The 15,903-nt window shown below is 54.2% G+C and carries 10 protein-coding genes; 9 read left to right on the top strand and 1 reads right to left on the bottom strand.

All coding sequences use genetic code 11. The features are described from left to right. The first annotated feature begins 109 nt into the window (after positions 1–109). The 5 genes from BLR00_RS11635 (at position 110) to BLR00_RS11615 (ending at position 9,219) form a co-directional block, all read left to right on the top strand. Positions 110–1,444 carry a TolC family protein gene (locus BLR00_RS11635; RefSeq protein WP_074632780.1) on the top strand — a complete coding sequence of 445 codons (1,335 nt, stop codon included), beginning with the start codon at positions 110–112 and terminating at the stop codon, positions 1,442–1,444. Continuing rightward, complete coding sequence (locus BLR00_RS11630) at positions 1,437–2,672, top strand: efflux RND transporter periplasmic adaptor subunit (protein WP_256324130.1); 1,236 nt, start codon at positions 1,437–1,439, stop codon at positions 2,670–2,672. Before BLR00_RS11635 ends, BLR00_RS11630 begins: the two co-directional genes overlap by 8 nt. Continuing rightward, positions 2,669–5,734, top strand: a complete 3,066-nt coding sequence (locus BLR00_RS11625) for an efflux RND transporter permease subunit (RefSeq protein WP_074632778.1) — start codon at positions 2,669–2,671, stop codon at positions 5,732–5,734. The genes BLR00_RS11630 and BLR00_RS11625 overlap by 4 nt, the downstream gene beginning before the upstream one ends. A 9-nt stretch (positions 5,735–5,743) precedes the next feature. After that, positions 5,744–6,064 (top strand): P-II family nitrogen regulator, encoded by a 321-nt coding sequence (locus BLR00_RS11620; RefSeq protein ID WP_074632777.1) that lies wholly within the window; start codon positions 5,744–5,746, stop codon positions 6,062–6,064. A 377-nt stretch (positions 6,065–6,441) separates the two neighbouring features. Next, a complete protein-coding gene (locus tag BLR00_RS11615) occupies positions 6,442–9,219 on the top strand; it encodes a tetratricopeptide repeat protein (protein WP_074632776.1) in 2,778 nt (925 codons plus the stop codon). Between the two features lie 238 nt (positions 9,220–9,457). Here the strand turns inward: BLR00_RS11615 and BLR00_RS11610 are convergent, their stop codons facing one another. Continuing rightward, a complete protein-coding gene (locus BLR00_RS11610; protein WP_074632774.1) occupies positions 9,458–10,252 on the bottom strand; it encodes a hypothetical protein in 795 nt (264 codons plus the stop codon). Positions 10,253–10,666: 414 nt separating this feature from the next. Here BLR00_RS11610 and BLR00_RS11605 point away from each other — a divergent pair, with 414 nt between their 5' ends. From BLR00_RS11605 to BLR00_RS11590, 4 genes are all read left to right on the top strand, one after another. Beyond that, positions 10,667–11,116 carry a hypothetical protein gene (locus tag BLR00_RS11605; protein WP_074632772.1) on the top strand — a complete coding sequence of 150 codons (450 nt, stop codon included), beginning with the start codon at positions 10,667–10,669 and terminating at the stop codon, positions 11,114–11,116. A 390-nt stretch (positions 11,117–11,506) separates the two neighbouring features. After that, positions 11,507–12,328: a uracil-DNA glycosylase family protein gene (locus BLR00_RS11600; RefSeq protein WP_074632769.1), complete on the top strand. Its 822-nt coding sequence runs from the start codon at positions 11,507–11,509 to the stop codon at positions 12,326–12,328. 18 nt (positions 12,329–12,346) lie between these two features. After that, entirely contained in the window at positions 12,347–13,906 is a 1,560-nt protein-coding gene (locus BLR00_RS11595; RefSeq protein ID WP_074632767.1) for an amidohydrolase family protein, read from the top strand. Continuing rightward, on the top strand, positions 13,866–15,854 hold the full coding sequence (locus BLR00_RS11590; RefSeq protein ID WP_256324129.1) for a S41 family peptidase: 1,989 nt from the start codon (positions 13,866–13,868) through the stop codon (positions 15,852–15,854). Before BLR00_RS11595 ends, BLR00_RS11590 begins: the two co-directional genes overlap by 41 nt. Positions 15,855–15,903: the final 49 nt, after the last annotated feature.

The raw sequence follows: 15,903 nt of genomic DNA, 5'->3' as shown, positions 1-15,903 counted from the left end.
CTCCCTTTAATCCAGGCATCCACACACTGCCTGTCATCCCGGATGCCAGCAGTCGTCACCGCTTCATTCAGGCAAATGTCTATCATGGCAATTCACGGACACTACTGATGTGCCGAGTTTGCTAAAGGCGGCGTCAAGCCTGCGAATTCTGGCATGTATACTGCTGGTCTCATGGGCGGTAACGCTGCGGGCAGAAGCCGTGCCCACGGATCAGCTCGTTATTACCGAACAGCAGGCTATCGCGCTATTTTATCAGCGCAACCTCGGTTTGATCGCGGCACGCCTCAACATTGATAGTGCCGAGGCAGAGCAAATTATTGCCGCCGCGATTCCTAACCCGGTGTTCAGGCTCACCACTTCAGAACTGGCCCCGAGGGCATTTGCACGGGAGAGTCGTAACCTGGCGGTGCCGGCGATACTCCCGCAAATTGAACAACTCATCGTGACTGCCGGAAAACGCCGTTTACGGATAGAGAGCAGCGAACTCGCCACCGAAGCGGTCAATTTTGACGTGCAGGATGTCGCACGCGTGCTCACCAACGCTGTGCGGCGCAGTTATTACAGTCTTTTGCTGGCGCAAAAGACACTTAAAGCGGCAAGCGATAACTTTGAGCGTTACCGGGAAATCCTGCGGGTCAATGAAGTCAGGCTTAAGGTAGGGGATGTCGCAACAGTCGATTTTATTCGTATCGAAGTGGAAAGCCTGAAGGTTCAGGGTGATCAGGATCAGGCCCTGGCGGCGTTAAATCAGGCGCGAGCCGATCTGCTCCTGCTGCTGGGCTGGCCTGAAAACAGCATAGAGATCACCGCAGTGGAAACCTGGCCCGAAGCGTCTCCAGAGATTGCGCTGGCCGGGCAAGACCAGTTGGTTGAGCGTGCACTGGAACGGCGACCGGATATGCGTGCAGCAAGGGTGCGCATCGCACAAGCCAAGAAGATGCTGACTCTGGCGCAGCGGCAGATCATTCCCGATGTGACCATAACCGCTTTTTATGACCAGGATCAGGGCAACCAATTCCCGCGCACGGGCGGCGTCGGTATCAGTTTACCCATTCCCGTGTTTTATCAGCAAAAAGGTGAAATTTCCAAAGCTCGTGTGAGTGTAACCAACTCTGAACTGGCGCTGGCGCAGGCTGAACAGGATATCCGGGCGGAGGTGATGAAAGCCTCGGCATCGTGGAAGAGCGCCGACGCGATAGCCCGGCGCTTTGAGACATCGGTGGTCAAGCGCATCGAGACCTTACGTAAAGCACAGGAAATCGCTTATCAAAAAGGAGCGGTGGGCGTGCTGGATTTGATCGACGCACAGCGCAGCTATAGAGCAATAATGCTGGATTATTACACTGCCCTGGCAAATCGCAGTAAAGCCTGGGCAGATCTGTTAATGGCATATGGGGAGGAAACCAAAGGTTCCTCTCGGGGTCTGGCGGGCAGCAATGGTTAAGTTGCCTGGTGGTTTCCCGCTGTGGACTCCCGGTCCAGATAAGCGAATGAATCCAGGCCAGGTAAAGCTTATAGGCAGGAGGTTTTTCGCCATCATGCATCTTGCCATCGGACTGCTAAGTTTGTCGCTGGTAGCCTGTCAGCAGCAAAATCATGAGCAACCATTGCCTGCCGCCAATCACCCCAGGGACGAGGTCATACTCAGCCTGGATTCACCCAAGCGCGATTTTATAAAAGAAACAACTATCGAGCTGGTTCAACGTCCGTTGATGGATGCCGTCACGGGAAAAATCACGTATGACGAAACCCGTACCGCTCGTGTTTCCTCACCGATTGCAGGCAGGGTGACCGGTGGCATTGCGGCGTTAGGTGCTTATGTCCGGACAGGCGATACGCTCGCTGAACTGGACAGCCCGGAACTGGGGCAGGCGCAATCGGCCTATGCGGGAGCCATGTCCGATTTGAATCTCGCTAACCGGGTTTTTCAGAGGATACAGGAACTTTATGATAATGGCATCGCTCCGCGCAAGGAGCGTGAGCAGGCGGAGGATAGCCTGATCCGGGCTCGCAGCGAGGCGGAGAGGGCGCGCCTGAAACTGGTTAATCTGGGTGTTCGCAGCCAGCGCCCCGATAACCGCTTTGTTTTGCATGCGCCGCTTTCAGGAACGATCACCGAACGCAATATCAATCCAGGCATGGAGGTCCGCTCTGATCTGGCCGTACCATTGTTCGTTATTTCCGATCTGGATCAGTTATGGGTGCAGATGGATATTTTTGAGAAAGATATCGGACTGATTCATGCCGGTGCCACGGTGTTGCTGCAAGTTCCCGCCTACCGGGGGGAAGATTTTACCGCAACCGTCGGCTATATAAGCCAGGTGGTAAATGAAACGACCCGCACAGTGAAGGTGCGGTGCATTTTACCCAATACAGAGAGAAGGTTGTTGCCAGCCATGTTCGCAAGCATCACGGTACAAAGTGATGCCGATGATCTGGCTGTGGTTGTTCCCTTGAACGCAATATTTGCCGACAATGAATCCAACTGGGCATATGTAAATATAGGTGACTATCATTACCAGAAGCGCCCGGTTACAGTGGGTCTGCGCCTGAAAGACCGGGCGGTGATTCTTGGTGGATTGAAGCCCGGGGACAGGCTCGTAGTGGGCGGGGCCTTGTTGCTGCGTACTGAACAGGACACCGAGCAGCAAAGTGGAGAAAGTGCGCCGTGATCCACAGGATCATCGCCTTCTGCCTGCAACAACGCCTGTTGATTATCAGCACGTCTGTGTTTCTGGCTGCCTTGGGTGCTTTGTCGTTCGAGCGCTTGCCGATACAGGCCTTTCCCGATGTGCAGAATGTTTTCGTACAAGTGGTGACCCAATATCCCGGCCAAGCCCCGGAAGAAGTGGAAAAACTGATCAGCCTGCCCATCGAAAGGGAGATGAATGGTCTGCCGCATATGATTAATATGCGTTCGGTATCCATTTTCGGCTTGTCGGTGGTAACACTGACGTTTGATGACGATGCCGAGGATTATTTTTCACGGCAGCTGGTGCTGGAGCGGCTAAAAACCGTTAGCCTGCCGGCGGAAGTAAAACCCATACTGGGCCCCTTGACGACCGGTATCGGCGAGATTTTTCGTTATCGTATCGAAGCCCCTGGCATTCCCCTGGTGGAACAGCGGGCGTTACAGGATTGGATGATCGAGCGCACGCTCCGCTCCGTCCAGGGGGTAGCTGATGTAGTCGCTTTCGGGGGGGGCATCAAGCAATACCAGGTGCAGATCGATCCAGGCAAGCTCAGGAATTACGGGTTGACGCTTCCTCAAGTCTATCAGGCTATCGCTATCAATAATGCCAATATCGGCGGCGGTTATCTCGATCATGGCCATGAGGCATTGGTAGTGCGTGGCACAGGTTTATTGAAATCCGGTGATGAAATTGGAAACATCGTTGTTGCCAGCCAGGAAGGTGTTCCAATTTTTGTCAAGAATATTGCCGATGTGGTCGTGGATTCCCAACCGCGTATTGGCATTGTTGGTTACAACGACGACGACGATGTGGTTCAGGGCATCGTTTTGCTTATCAAGAGCAGAAATGCCATTGAAGTAATAAATGGGGTAAAGGCAAAAATCGAGCATCTTAATAATTACGGCCTGCCCCAAGGCGTCAAGATCGTTCCCATTTATGATCGTACGGAACTGATACAGCATACCGTTCATACGGTCGAGCGGAATATGCTGGAGGGCGCCGCACTTATTCTGGTAGTTCTGATTATTTTTCTCCGCCGGGTCTGGGTTTCAGCGGTGGTTATCGTTGTTATCCCGCTATCCTTGTTATTTGCCTTTATCCTGATTGATGCCATGCAGGTTTCCGCCAACCTGATTTCCCTGGGCGCGATCGACTTTGGCATTATTGTGGATAGCGCCGTGGTGCTGGTAGAAGCCGTCATGGTCAAAGTGACTCTGGAGATGCGTCAACAGGCAAGTGTGGCGCATATGCGCCAATCCATGCTCATGACAACGGCGGAAATGGCCCGGCCGATACTTTTTTCCAAAGCCATTCTTATTATCGCCTTTTTACCTATTTTTACCTTTCAGCGCGTTGAAGAAAAAATCTTTTCTCCGATGGCACTCACACTTACTTTTGCTTTGCTGGGTTCGCTGTTCATCAGCTTGACCCTGGTTCCGGTGCTATTGAGTTATCTGGTGGGACCTCGACTCACCGAATCGCACAATCCGCTTATCCATGGCATGGAGCGGCGTTACCTGGCGTTGCTGGAGGCCGTGTTGCGCCATCCGCGCAAATTGTTCGCAGGCGCAGGTTTAATGCTGGCCTTGTCTCTGGCCTCTTTTCCGCTGATTGGTACGGAATTCATGCCCAAACTGGATGAGGGCAACGTCTGGCTGACCATAACGTTGCCAACGCCGGTCTCCCTCAATAAGGCCAAGGATCTGGAAAGAGATATACGCGCGCGCCTGCTTGAATTCCGCGAGGCGAAGTCGATACTTACGCAATTGGGGCGCCCGGAGGATGGTACCGATCCTAAAGGTTTCAATAATCTGGAGGTTCTTATCGATCTCAAGCCAAAGGATACCTGGCATCATCGCAACAAGGATGAGCTTGTCGAAGCGATGCAGAAACGCCTGGCGGTATTCCCCGGTTTGCAGTTCAATTTTTCCCAAGTGATTCAGGACAACGTGGAAGAAGCTATTTCCGGCGTTAAAGGCGAAATTGCCATCAAGGTTTTCGGCGAAGATCTAAACATTCTTCAGGAGAAGGCCAATCAGATCACTGGCCTCCTGCGCTCTATAGAAGGCGCCACCGATGTGGCCGCCGAGCAGCAGTCGGGGCTGGCTCAGCTGGTCATTTCCATCGATCGGGACAAAATTGCGCGTTATGGTATCAATGTGTCGGATGTGGAGGACGTGATTTCCATGGCGGTTGGCGGTAAAACCGCTACCCAAATGCTGGAGGGGGAACGCCGTTTCGACATTACCGTGCGACTTATCAGTTCGGCACGCGATTCAGTGGGGGCAATTGAAGATATCACCGTTTTATCCACGAATGGGAGCCGTATTCCATTGGCCGAATTGGCGGAGATCAAGACGAGTCAAGGTGCCTCGCGTATTAGCCGCGAGGACAATATGCGCCGTATCGCCATCAAATGTAACCTGATAGGGCGCGATCTGGGTAGTTTTGTGGCCGAGGCACAGAAAAAAATCGGTCAACAGGTTCACCTGCAGCCGGGTTACAGCATAGTCTGGAGCGGCCAGTTCGAGAACCAGCAACGCGCAATGAAGCGACTTTCCTTTATCATTCCCGTCAGTTTTATCCTGATTTTCGTACTGTTATTCTGGACATTCCGCTCGATCAAGAACGCCTCCTTGATTGTAATGAACGTTCCCTTCTCGATGATCGGTGGATTGATAGCCTTGCTATTAACCGGCATCCATTTAAGCGTCTCGGCAGCGGTTGGGTTCATCGCACTGTTTGGCATTGCCGTGCAAAACGGTGTAATCCTGCTATCGCAGATCAACTTGCTCAGGCGCGAGGGCATTTCGCTAAATGAAGCCATTTTGCAGGGTTCTGTCAGCCGTTTACGTCCCGTGGTGATGACGGCGTTGATGGCAATGCTGGGATTGTTGCCCGCAGCGTTGTCCACCGGCGTCGGATCAGAAACCATCAAACCTTTTGCCGTGGTTATTATTGGTGGACTGATCACCGCGACGTTGTTAACCTTGACCATGCTCCCGGCACTCTACCGCAATTTTGAACAACCGCATCCTTGAGGCATCACCATGAAAGAAATCCGCGCCTATATTGAGCCTTTCATGCTATCAAAACTCACCCAGACGCTGCTTGAAATACCTGATTTCCCGGGTATGAGCGTATCCGATTGCGAGGGCTTCGGGCGAGTCAAACTAATTACTGGACGAGATTTCACGCCGTACGTACCAAAAAAGCGCATTGAAATTTTCGCTCCTGATAATCTGGTGGAATGTATTTTCAATGAAGTAATGACGGTTGCCAACACTCATCAACATGGTGCCGGTAAGGTCTATGTCCTCGACGTAAACGAGAGTGGACGTATCAGTACGGGCGAACGGGGGAGCGAATAGACCTGAGAGTTTTTCGTAACCGGACGACGATTATCCTGACTACGTTATATCGTTCGACGCCCAAGCTGCTCGATTTTTTTGAGGAACGGAGCTTATCATGCACAACACCGTGTTGAATATTGCATTTCTCGATCATGAATTGGGGTTGGCCGAATTACAACCATTGAACACATATGCCATTCGGTAACCGATACCTTGAAAATAGCCAAACAGCATTATCCAGAACGAGAAGCCATCTGGATGTGTTTAGCTAGCACTATAAGGTCGATAATTCCCGACGCACATTGCACGGGGCGCAGCTGGATGCGGAATTGCTGGGAGAAGTCTATCTTGCTGCGTTCCACTCACTCTACGGAAAATAGTATAGAGGCGTATTGATGAATGAGCCAGCGTCTACAAAATCTCCATTGGAATGGACAGTAGCGGGTGTGCTTGAGGAAATAGCGAGTCTCAATAAGTCCATGCCGGACCGTTCCTTAGCTTTCCTGCTTGGTTCAGGCGCCTCTTTTTCATCCGGCATCTCTACCGGAAAAGCAATGGCGGAGAATTGGTTGAATGAGTTACATATACGCGAGTGTCGCGACGATTTAGATCGTAATACATGGATAGCCTCCAATACGCTGGGAATTGATGGTCTCACATGGGATCATGCGGCTGAGTTCTACCCCCGGATATTCGAGCGCCGTTTTCGTGGTGATCCTGAATCCGGATTTGCTGCGCTTGAAGCGGCCATGGATGGCAAAGAGCCTAGCCTCGGGTATTCGTTGCTGGCCGAGATCATGCAACAAACCCGGCACAAGGTCGTTGTCACTACCAATTTCGACAATCTGGTGGCCGATGCTTTAGCGATTCATGCCCACAAACCCCCACTGATAGTAGGGCATGAGTCGCTTACCGGATATGTCCGGGCGGCATTGCGTAGACCGCTGGTCGCCAAAATACATCGCGATCTGTTTCTTGACCCCAAGAACGACACAGTAGGGGTGGGGACATTGGAGAAAGGCTGGACGGAAGCACTCACTCGTCTGTTCAAGCATTATATGCCGCTGGTGATTGGCTATGGTGGCAACGATGGCAGCCTGATGGGGTTCTTGAACAGTTTGAAATCCGGCGATATTACCGGCCGGATCATCTGGTGCTATCAAGCCGGATCGCCTCCGTCAGCCTTGGTGAAGAGCTTATTGGTAAATCATGGCGGCGTAATGGTTGCGATACCAGGTTTCGACGAATTCATGTTGCAGTTGGCCGCGAAACTGATTCCCAATTTCGACATGGCAAAAATCTCTAGCCGCATTGAAGATCTCGGCAAGAAAAGGGCCGTGAACTACCGTGAACAAGCGCAGAACCTCCAAAAAATTGTCCCAGCCATGATCTCAGGTGTTGATCAACAGGCGACCCGTCAGGTATTGGTGGAGGCGTTCAAGGACCCGAATGACTGGTGGTCGTGGGAAATGCGGGCTCGTGCCGAGGCTGACCCGGAGAAACGCCATCATATCTACCTGGAAGGGATTACAATGTTACCCTCAAGCGCCGAGTTAATGGGCAACTACGCCCTCTTTCTGGCTGACACCCGCAAGGACTTTGATGCGGCCGAGGCGATGTACAAGCGTGCGCTGGAAGCCGATCCGAAGAGTGCAATTAACTTGGGCAACTACGCTGTCTTCCTGAAAGACACCCGCAAGGACTTTGATGCGGCCGAGGCGATGTACAAGCGTGCGCTGGAAGCCGATCCGAAGAGTGCAATTAACTTGGGCAACTACGCTGTCTTCCTGAAAGACACCCGCAAGGACTTTGATGCGGCCGAGGCGATGTACAAGCGTGCGCTGGAAGTCGATCCGAAGAATGCGAATAATTTGGGCAACTACGCCCTCTTTCTGGATGACAACCGCAAGGACTTTGATGCGGCCGAGGCGATGTACAAGCGTGCGCTGGAAGCCGATCCGAAGAATGCAAATGCTTTAGGCAACTACGCTGTCTTCCTGAAAGACACCCGCAAGGACTTTGATGCGGCCGAGGCGATGCTCAAGCGTGCGCTGGAAGCTGATCCGAAGAATGCAATTTACTTGGGCATCTACGCTGTCTTCCTGAAAAATACCCGCAAGGACTTTGATGCCGCCGAGGCGATGTACAAGCGTGCGCTGGAAGCCGATCCGAAGAATGCAATTAACTTGGGCAACTACGCCCTCTTTCTGGCTGACACCCGCAAGGACTTTGATGCGGCCGAGGCGATGTACAAGCGTGCGCTGGAAGCCGATCCGAAGAATGCGAATGCTTTAGGCAACTACGCCCTCTTTCTGGATGATAACCGCAAGGACTTTGATGCGGCCGAGGCGATGTACAAGCGTGCGCTGGAAGTCGATCCGAAGAATGCGAATGCTTTAGGCAACTACGCCCTCTTTCTGGATGATAACCGCAAGGACTTTGATGCGGCCGAGGCGATGTACAAGCGTACGCTGGAAGTCGATCCGAAGAATGCGAATGCTTTGGGCAACTACGCCCACTTTCTGACAAACGACCGCAAGGACTTTGGTGCGGCCGAGGCGATATACAAGCGTGCGCTGGAAGCCGATCCGAAGAATGCGAATAATCTGGGCAACTATGCCCTCTTCCTGAAAAACAACCGTAAGGATTTTGATGCGGCCGAGTCGATGTACAAGCGTGCGCTGGAAGCCGATCCGAAGAATGCGAATGCCTTGTGCAACTACGCCAACTTTCTGAAAAACCACCGCAAGGATTTTGGTGCGGCCGAGGCGATGTACAAGCGTGCTCTGGAAGCCGATCCGAAGGATGCAATTAACTTGGGCAACTATGCTGGCTTACTGTTTGCCAAAGGTCAGATGGACGAAGCGAGATCCGTCTTGGATATTGCTATAGAACTGCTGAATGCTAAACAACCCGCCACAATCAACGCAGAGTGCTGGATGTATGCTTATTGTTGCGCTCCCCTGGCATACACCAATGCACTCATTGAACTTAAGCGCCTGATTAGTGAATTCTCCATCCGCACGGGCGAATGGGACTTCTCCGGCGTAATTGCCCAAGCACTTAAGGCTAATCATCCTGAATCAGAGTGGCTGCCGAGGTTGGCGGATGTTTTAGCAGATCGTGCTTCCGTAAAAACTCTGGATGCGTGGACAGCCTGGAAAGCAGCCTAGCAGCCTGTCGGGCTTAAAGGAAATCGGCTGCAAAAGCGTCTGGACGGTGCATATTTCACCGCTTTTTCGGCCAATAGAACAACTATTGGCCTTCAAAATCGTCAAAATCTGTCCTCGCCCAGTCACTTTTTCGCTTCGATTCTTCAAGTCCGGCAGGCTGCTAGCAACATCGCGAATCAAGATCGATAGAACCTGAAGTTGACGCGGATGAAATGGCCGAGTGCTGGACTCCGGTCAATTAAACCTTGGATTTTTCGGCCAGGATAGCATTGGTTATCCATCCCACGGCGTTACCGTTTTTCGTTCCATCCACGGTCACGAAGACATCCGAACATTCTGGATTGCCATCCATAAGCGTTTTGACGGCATTCAGTTTGGCGTTTTGGCCTACGGCGCCAAAAGCGGTTGCAATGCGCTGGATTTGATTGACGGCCAGCATATCCTTGAGCGTGAGATCAGCCAGATTGGCGCTTCCTGAAAAAGCCTGCTTGGAAATGTACCCTTCGATTATGCTGCGATGAATGACATACTTGATTTTTCCTTCCGGATCGACGCAGGGTAAACGGTTCTTGCCTCCCTCCGGGAGCAGCGCATCAAGTATGTCTGCTTTGAGTTTGATTTCCTCTTCTGCCTTGTTCAGGGTTAATTTGACGGTGGTTGGGGCAGTTATCGATATCATCGCTTCTTCGACCGGGATAGCCTGTAATTTTTGGTCCGGTGTTAACTGGCGCACCAGATTGGAAGTTTGTTGCGCGGCAGCGACGAAATTCTCTTTTGAGAAATAAAATGCGAGCACAGTCCCAACCCATGTGCCAAGGACAGGCAAAAGTATCCCCAATATGTCCTTTACCTGAGTAAAACTTTTTTCTCCAGCAGTTCCAAAGGATGCGGCCAGAATTGAAACAAAACCAAGAATACCTATAACGCTTAGCGCGAAGTAGACAATATTCTTTCCAATTTTCGCGCGGTCATTGGCGTCAGCTTTCTCCACTTTCGCATTTTCAGTATCGTTACCGGTTGTCTCACTTGTCATATCGTTCTCCTAAATCTGAAAATACAGTTTGCGTTAAGTATGGTGAGCCACTTGGCGCTTGCGGAATGCAGAGGAAATGACGTGTCGAATTTCCACCACAGTCCTAATGCTTAACGGTCATTGATCGAATAGAGATACCTCTATATACACATCGCATGAAGCACCGACCTGATTATGCCATAGGATTGGATAAAGCGCCTTATGCGTGGGTCTGTTAGAGGCCTTAGGCAGCTAAAACAGCCCGAATTGATTTCCCATGGTGACTGGGCGTCCGCGTGGGGATCATCGCCAGACATGATGGTCTCGGATATACTGTGGCAGTATGTAGATAAACAACATGCAAGCAGGTATTGCCAGGCAGGTTATCACCGCGGCTACCGTAATGGAATCCCCTGCCCATTTCCAGGAGGAATCATGAAGCCAATAATTCTTGCCCTGTTTTTACTCGGTTCAAGTATGGCGGGTTCCGCCTTGGCGCAGACTGCTTCAAACCCCTATCCAAAAGTCGCTCCGCCGATACCAAATCCCCGCGTCGCGCAGCTGGAAATGGCATTGAATCACGTGCAACAGGAGCAGCAGGCCGTGTACCAGCAATTCCAGATGACGCAGGAGTTGCGCCGCAATGAGATCCAGCAGAATTATCCCCAGGGAATACAACCGGCTGACTCGATGGCGGCTTACGCCATGGGCGGACTGAAGGACAATCCTCCTCAAAGCTATGACGATAACGTGCGGATGCAGAGGGAGCGCCAGGAACGTATCGAGCAATACACCCGCGACCTCAACCGCTTGTATTCGCGTTACGCTGAATTGGGTGAGCAGAAGAGGGTGTTGCTCGATCAACTGATCGATCTTGCCAAATAATATCGTGTGGGCGGACAGGAAGCGCGCGCCGTCGGAAGAAGGCGTCGTTGACACAGCAGTATGTTGAGCGTAAATTTTCAACCGGACGGAAGTTGCAAGGGGGGAGGTTGCAATTTCCGTCCTTCGAAAATGCTTGTCCGTGATTTTGCCTGGGTATGCCCGGCATCCGGAAACGGAGAGGGATAATCGATAAGCCGGCGCGGCGATGATCAAGCGATGAAAAATCTATACGTGGCGTTGTGTTAAACAAAAAGTAAGCGGTTAATCGCTGGATTCAGGTTTAACCACCACGCCATAGCATTCGGTTCAGAAAATAAGCCGGACTCAATCGTGTACCGGCAGCAAAACCGGGCGAGCTGCGAAAGGCCTGTGTCCGGAAAGGGAAAATCCATGGCTATTCCGTTTGATCGTGGCTATTACAAGCAGCCCTTCGCCAAGCTTGTATCGGAATATCCCGCGGAAGATATTTATCCCCCAGCCGATTTCCGGGTGGAATGGGGCCCTGTTTTTCATCGGGGCCGGCTGGATGGCAGTGCACGCGTGCTTATCATTGGCCAGGACCCCGCGCAGCACGAAGTGGTCGCGCGGCGAATTCTCGTCGGCACGGCAGGCAAGCGTGCGCAAGGTTTCCTGCGGCGTCTCGGCATCACTCGCAGCTACGTTTTTATCAATACTTTTCTCTATAGCGTGTACGGTCAGGGCGGCGGCACCCGCCATATCGGCGATCCCGGGATTACCGCTTATCGCAACCGATGGATCAAGGCTATTCTCGATCGCAGCCCGATTGAAGCAGTGGTGGCCCTGGGCGGACTCGCGAACACGGCATGGCAGAACTGGCTTGCTTCTCCCGATGCGGCCGGCCGTTCTTCGCTGCCATTCCAGCATCTGACGCATCCGACCTGGCCTGAGAGCTCGGCCGACACCAACGCGGAGCGGCTGGTGGCGGTGACGAAAATGCTTGAGAACTGGAACGATGGCTTGGCGGCGCTTAAGCCAATCATTCACCACCCTGACACAACGGAACCGCTGGTACCGTATGGGACCGCCTTTGCCGCCGGTGATTTACCGGATATCCTGCCGGATGATTTGCCGCCGGGTACACCGGCCTGGATGCGCACTGAGGAGGGCTGGGCGACTCGAAAGGGCGAGACTCCGCTAGAGAAGCGCAGAACCATTGTCGTGCGTGTACCCAAGGGGGTGCTTCCCGCTTAGGGTTGCGTCCATGACCTGATGAGTCTTGTCGTTGCCGGTCGCATTGTCCCGCTCAGCCGGGCCCTGAAAGTCGCGCCGAGCGAGACCGCAACCTTTCAGGGCAAGGTATGGATCGGGGATGACGGGCGCATTGCCGCGGTTACCAAAGGCTCCGCCCAAGGTCCCGCGGGATTCGAGACCACGCCGGTGGTGGATGTCGATAACGATCTTGTTATTCCCGGTTTTATCGATCTGCACAGCCATCTCGCGTATGCAACGCTTCCCCTCTGGGTCGAGCCCAATCGTACCGTACCCTTCCCGCATCATGATATATGGCCCACGCGGCCAACCTATCCCGAGAGCGTGACCTGGCCCGCCTATGCCTTTATCGAGTCGACGCCGGTGGAACTGCTTGCCTATGCCGAAATACGCGCACTGATTGGCGGCACGACCAGCATCCAGGGTTCACCGCCGAGCAATCGTCCGCTGGATGGCTGGCTGGTGCGCAATATCGAGGATGAGACGCTGGGTGGCGAGGTCGGCCGCCACCAGGTGCTGGCGTCAACGCTCACCCTCAAATCGGAGCAGCTCGGCGAGCGGGCTACCCGCATGCGCCAGGGAGCGACGTTCATTTACCATTGCGCCGAGGGACGGCCGGGATCGATCGTACAGCGGGAGTATCTGGCAACCCGCACTGCTGGCTGCCTGCAGCGCCACCTTGTCGCCATTCACACCAATTCGGTCGACCCGGCAGCCTACGATACCTGGCGTGAACCGGGTGCGATTGTCTGGTCGCCGTTTTCAAATCTGTGGTTGTACGGTACTACGACCGATGTTCCGGCGGCGCTGGTGCGGGGAATCAATCTCTGTGTGGGTTCGGACTGGGGCCCCTCCGGCACACGAAACGTGCTCGGTGAATTAAAGGTGGCTTCGCTGGTGAGCGATGCCAATGGATGGGGGTTGACGGATTTCGATCTTGTTAAAATGATCACCGCCAATCCGGGAGACGTGCTAGCCGAGGCATGGCAACGGCAAGTGGGACGCCTGCAACCCGGAGCGCTGGGCGATGTGGCTGTGATTGCGGCCAAGCCCAAGGCCGATCCCTTCAAAACGATTCTTCATGCGACCGAAGCCGACGTACGGCTGGTGGTGGTGAACGGACGGCCGTTGTACGGTACCGAAGCGCTCATGAGGCAGGGCGGGGCGACGCAAACCAGCGAGATCAGCCTCAATGGGGCGCTCAGTGGCCAGTCGCGCCGCCTTGCCCTCACCCGGTTTGATGACGCGGACGCTCAGCCCTGGTCTTTCGGAGATGTCCTCAAGCGGCTGGAAGAAGTCCGGGCTGATCCCAAGATGGCCATCGAGCGTGCGCGCCGTCTTGCATTTGCATCCATTCGCTCGGGTGGCGCGCCGCGCTTGCGTCTCGCCCTGGACATGCCCACGGGAAAGGTGCCGGTAGGAGGGCTGCCAAAAGATCTGGGGAAAATTATCGTTCCGCCGATCCAGCCGCTTGCGCACGATAGCGAATTTTTTGCTTCGATTCCCGGTCGCGGATTTCATGAGGGGTTACTTGACGGACTGGCCGATTTTTATACGTAAAAAAACTGACATGATCAATCTGATCCGCGGCAGGGACGCCGATACCACCCTCTTGAGAGCGCAGACCGGGCAACTCCTCAGCGAATTTCTTTTTGGCACGGCCCCCCCGGTGGCACGTGCCAGACGCGGGGAGACGGGTGGCGAAGCAGGTGCCCGGATAGAACTCGCGTATGTGCTGGATGGCGGGGAACGGCTGCGCATTATCGATGCGCTGGTTACCGTGATCAGCGGCGCCTATTGTCATCTCCCCCAGAAACGTGCCGCCTATGCGCTTGATCCGGTGCAGGCATTACATTTGCTGCGCAGTCGCGTCGCCGAGTTGTCGGAGGGGGAATTCCATCTGGCGCTTACCTCGATTGTCCTGGGCTTGCGCGATGCGCATACCCGTTATAGCGGACCCAGGGCCGGTCAAGGGGCGGTGGCGACACTTCCATTTCTTGTTGAGCAATATGGTTCGCACGATGAACCCGTTTTCGTGGTTTCAAAAGTATCGGCACCCCAGTTGGTGCGCGATCCCAAATTTACAGCGGGCGTCGTGCTGGAAAGCTGGAATAGCATTCCCTTTGCCAGGGCGGTGGATTTGTACTCGGACCGGGAAACCGGCGGACGTCCGGACGCGCGCCGTGCCAGGGCGCTGGAATCCCTTACTTTCAGGGCGCTTGAGGGAGGGCCGCCACCGGATGAGATGCTGGTGGACATCGGCTACCGGATTTTGTCCGGCGAGACGCGCCGGGAGATCCGTATTCCCTGGCGCGTCGTCCATCCCGCCCGCGCGGAAACCAGCCAGCGGCCGGGTTCGCGTGCATCACGTTATATTGCCGCGAACCCGGCGGCGGAGGTCGTGCGGCGCGCGAAGAAAATGATGTTTTCAGGAAGTGTGTGGCAGGCTGAGCGCAGTGGTGTCGCCGTTGCACGCGACAAGGGATGGATCAAGACCTGGTTTCAAGACACGCTCGCGGCCAAGGTCATCAAAAACAAGGCGCAGGGCGAGCTGGGTTACTTGCGTATCTGGAGCTTCGATGTCGATGATGATGACGCCTTCATCGCCGAGGTGATACGGCTACTGGATCTTTTGCCGGAAACCGGCCTGATCCTTGATTTGCGCGGCAATCCCGGGGGATTGATCTGGGCGGCCGAGCGGTTGCTGCAACTGTTCACGCCGAATACTGTTACCCCCGCGCGCTTTAGCGTGCTGGCGACTCCGCTGATGCGGGCCCTGGCGCGCAGTCCTTTCAACCGGATGGAGTTCGAAGCCTGGCTGCCGTCTCTCGAGGCGGCGATCGCCACGGGAGAGGCTTATTCGCAACCCTTGCCGTTGACCGATCCCGACTGGTGCAATGATATCGGCCAGCGCTATAGCGGGCCGATCGTGTGTGTGGTGGACCCCAATACGTATTCAGCGGGTGATCTATTCGCCGCAGGCTTTGTCGACAATGCGATAGGCACACTGGTATGCGTGGGGGAGGGCAGCGGCGCGGGGGGGGCCAACGTCTGGACACATTATGATCTTCGCGAGGCCTTGGTGGGTACGCCTTTTGAACTTGAAGGCCTGCCCGCCGATGTCGGCTACACGGTGGCTATTCGCCGCGCGCTTCGCAGCGGTGCCGCCGATGGGACGCCGATAGAGGATCTGGGCGTTCCGGGAATTCCCTATGAAATGACCCTCGACGACCTGCTCCACGAGAATCGGGAAATGATTGCATTTTGTGCCGGATTTCTTGCGGGTATCCCGCGCACGGTACTGAAAGTGGAAATTAACGGCAATACTGTAGCCGTGACCACAAACGGTCTGGATGAACTGGAAACATACACCGATGGCCGGCCATTCGAGGCGGTGCGTAAAATAGGCGATGGGACATGGGAATTACCACGGCCCCCCGCAAAAATTGTAGAATTTGTCGGCCGCCGAAATGGGGAAATCTGCCAGCGGCGGAAGGTAAGTTATTAACGCGAAGGTTTATCTGGATGTGGCACTCCTTTAGGATTTGTGAATGATA

The organism is Nitrosospira multiformis (genome assembly GCF_900103165.1).
GTDB classification, from domain to species: domain Bacteria; phylum Pseudomonadota; class Gammaproteobacteria; order Burkholderiales; family Nitrosomonadaceae; genus Nitrosospira; species Nitrosospira multiformis_D.
This window is presented reverse-complemented; position numbering and strand designations above follow the sequence as displayed.